Here is a 3,301-nt window from a genome sequence, read left to right on the forward strand (position 1 = left end):
GGAAGGAGTTTCTTATGATACCTGGTGTATATCGCTAGAAGAAGCCGAAAGTTATCTACGCCAACTTGATCAATTTGTGGAAGAGATAGAATACGCTCGGCACGAGTTTCGCAGTCGGCTTGACCGTTACCAACGTGAGACAACCCCAGAGACACGGGTAGACCTTCAAAGTTCAATTGCGTATTTTGAGAAGCATATTCGTCCACTCGTCATTCAACAGCGAGTTCCAGAACGACATTTTGTAACCCCTGCCGATACACTTGAGTTTGGAATTGACGAAAGTGGAAGGGATATGAATTTCGTCAACTCTTTCATGGCCTTGACTACCTAAATAAGATATTTGTCCTCCGTGTCAAACTTTTAAGAGAAGCACCCGATTTACGTTTGACCCGCGAGATGACACGTTCTCAGGTCTATCGCTATGCTCTCCTATACTACTATTTGGCTCCGTACGAAGAACTCCGTGTAAAGTCGGTGCAATTTGCTTCGCCGGGTTCTATTAGTCTGGAAGGTTTGGGTGACGCTATTCGTGAGTTAAAAGACCTTTTTCACTATATCGTTACATTCCAATTCGTAAAAGATTTCGTTGATTTGTACGACCACTTCAAGTACGACAGACCAATTGAGCGGGCAGAGAAGCGAATGAAATTAAAGGAATTGGTCCGCCGTGAGCAATCTCAAGAACGCAGTTTTGCGATGCAAGAGTTGGGAGAGTACAAAGAGTTTCTTGAGAAGATGAATCAGATTGCCGACCTTACCATTGAACTCGACAAAAAAGGACTTGCTCGCGGTGTACTGGTTGAAGAAATAGCAATCAAGTCAATCTCTATGCTTCATCGGCTAGGATTTGATGAACAGAAAATCAGATTTGGTTTACGCCAACAGTAAGTATTATGTATGGTTGCCTTTTATGAGTATTACTTTTCCAAACAAAGACAGGGGCTAACCAAGAAAGAAGGCAAAGGGGGCAGGTCTCAACTTTTAACAAGGTTAACTTCTTTGATATATTTAACCGTAATAATCAAAAGTCAAAGAATGGGGGGGCAAATTTTCGATTTGACAAAATGGTGATAGTCTGGTATAATTTGATTAGAAGATGAGGGCGATTCTTCTTAATCAGTATATATGCAAAAGGGTGTAATTGGTAAATGTATACAGTACTTCGAACAAAAGAATTTGATGAGTGGCTTACCAAATTGCGCGATGCAAAAGGGAAAGCCCGAATACTGGCGCGTATCCGATCCGCAGAATTAGGAAATTTAGGTGATGTTGAGCCTGTAGGTGAAGATGTCAGTGAAATGCGAATTCACTATGGTCCTGGATATAGAGTGTACTTTAAAAAGAAAGGTACATTGCTGATTATTCTCCTATTAGGTGGCGATAAATCGTCTCAGACTCGAGACATTAAAAAGGCTAAAACTCTTGCCTCAATGCTCAAGGAGTAAAATGATGAAAACGTTAACAAAATTTGATGCAGCAGATTATCTCGATAACGAAGAAACCATTGCTGAGTATCTAACAGCTGCCATGGAAGATGAAAATCCTGATGTATTTTTGATGGCGATAGCCGATGTTGCAAAAGCGCGTGGTATAGCAGCAATCGCTAAAAGCACAGGGTTGGATCGGGAAAGTTTGTATAAAGCTCTTGCTCCTGGTGCAAAACCTCGATATGACACAATCATAAAAGTTTTGCACGGATTGGGTGTGAAAGTTACGGTGATGGCTTAACTTTCAGGTTGGGCTAACCAGTCGTTGCAGTGGACGGCGGGGGCTAACTGCTTTTCAAAAGTTTGTGGTTTATTAAACTTTTGTCTTGCTTACAAAGTTTAGTAGCAATCCTCCCCGCCGCCGCTGAACTCAATCGTTAGGTGGCAAAAATTAAGTTAATATAAAAGGGGAACAATCTATGGCTGTTCATATTCATCCTCATGCTCAAGAGAGGATGAAAGAACGAGGAGCTACTGAAAATGAAGTAAAGTTCACAGTGGAGCATGGAGAAAGATTTCCAGCTAAGTATAATCGTACAGGATTTCGCCATAACTTTACTTTTAACAATATTTGGTGTGGAAGATATTATAAAAACAAACAGTTAGAAGCTTACGCTGTTCAAGAAGAGACTGACTGGAGAGTCATAACTATAATCACTCGTTATTTTTAAAATTAGAAGGAGTAAATACCATGAGATTCACTTATGATCCTCGCTATAATGTTGCTTACATTCGCTTTCACAAAAGAGATACTGAAGTGGAAACAATACGAGTAAGTGATGAATTAAATGTAGATATAGCACCAGATGGAACTATTTATGGGCTTGAACTCTTAAATGCAAACGAGCAATTGAATCGTGAGGATAGAGGTAAACTTTTGGTCATTAACGAAGCAACTGGGGAAGAAAAGGAACTCCTTTTAGCTGTTAGCAGGTAGAATTGGAGAATTGTGTCCAGACCTTGATTATGGAATAGACAATAATTCGGCAAGGGAAGATGGGGATTAATACTCAATTTTGCATATTAGTCCCTGACAAAATATAATGATATACATTAACTTTTTTCTGTTTGATAAAGTAAAAACTTTATGATATTATTCATAATAGCCGTTCAGATAATAACTGGTTAGACTAAAAGAGATTAAACCACGAAGGGCAGGGAGAACACGAAGTGAAATTTGATGAAATATCTAATGAAGTTAGCAAATATTAAAGTTGGCTTGTTGATAAATTTCAAGGTAGAAAGGTTGAAAGAAAGCATAAAAAGATTTGTCTTGTCCAATCTTCGTGACCTTCGTGCTCTTCGTGGTAAAAAAACAGTCTAACCACTCGCTACACCTAACCCTCGCTTCGCTCGGGCAGGTGAGCTTTGGCGTTAGGCAAAGGCAAGCAAAACAGTAAGGGAAAAGTCAATCAACAAAAAAGTACTGAGGGGAAGAGGGAAGACATTTCCTAGTGTCGTGTTGAACAAATAACGCACAGAATTTGATTCTGGTAACTGGTGATTGGTAACTAGTAATTAAATACCGTTCGGCTGAGCTCAGGACGAAACTATTTAACCAATTACCAGTTACCAATTATCCGTTTGCAGGTTACGAAACCTGATGATGCCCCGTGCAAAACTTACTCAACACGACACTAGTGCTCTGTCGCCATTCAAGTGATTGATTGGCCGTTATCCCCCGCTGGCGGGGGTAGGGGGTGGATTCTTCTATGTCAGATTTCATATTCCACCCCCTTAATCCCCCGCCAGCGGGGGACATCAATTGAGTAGCGACAAAGCACTAGTATATCGTTCTCTAAATACATATAATA

Annotated in this window: 7 protein-coding genes; all 7 read left to right on the forward strand. The window is 40.2% G+C overall.

Features of this window, described 5'->3' with window-relative positions; translation table 11 throughout:
* Window positions 1-331, forward strand: a 331-nt coding sequence (locus AB1422_18220) for a hypothetical protein (protein MEW6621236.1), incomplete at its 5' end; no start/stop codon positions are given.
* A gap of 53 nt (window positions 332-384) precedes the next feature.
* A complete protein-coding gene (locus AB1422_18225) occupies window positions 385-888 on the forward strand; it encodes a hypothetical protein (protein ID MEW6621237.1) in 504 nt (167 codons plus the stop codon).
* A 260-nt stretch (window positions 889-1,148) separates the two neighbouring features.
* Window positions 1,149-1,445: a type II toxin-antitoxin system RelE/ParE family toxin gene (locus tag AB1422_18230; GenBank protein ID MEW6621238.1), complete on the forward strand. Its 297-nt coding sequence runs from the start codon at window positions 1,149-1,151 to the stop codon at window positions 1,443-1,445.
* A 1-nt stretch (window position 1,446) separates the two neighbouring features.
* Window positions 1,447-1,728, forward strand: coding sequence for an addiction module antidote protein (locus AB1422_18235; protein ID MEW6621239.1), 282 nt, complete (start codon window positions 1,447-1,449; stop codon window positions 1,726-1,728).
* Window positions 1,729-1,906: 178 nt separating this feature from the next.
* Entirely contained in the window at window positions 1,907-2,158 is a 252-nt protein-coding gene (locus tag AB1422_18240) for a DUF4258 domain-containing protein (protein ID MEW6621240.1), read from the forward strand.
* 20 nt (window positions 2,159-2,178) lie between these two features.
* Window positions 2,179-2,424 carry a DUF2283 domain-containing protein gene (locus AB1422_18245; protein MEW6621241.1) on the forward strand — a complete coding sequence of 82 codons (246 nt, stop codon included), beginning with the start codon at window positions 2,179-2,181 and terminating at the stop codon, window positions 2,422-2,424.
* A gap of 243 nt (window positions 2,425-2,667) precedes the next feature.
* Window positions 2,668-2,811, forward strand: coding sequence for a GxxExxY protein (locus AB1422_18250; protein ID MEW6621242.1), 144 nt, complete (start codon window positions 2,668-2,670; stop codon window positions 2,809-2,811).
* Window positions 2,812-3,301: the final 490 nt, after the last annotated feature.

Source organism: bacterium (assembly GCA_040757115.1).
Taxonomy (GTDB): Bacteria; UBA9089; CG2-30-40-21; order CG2-30-40-21; family SBAY01; genus JBFLXS01.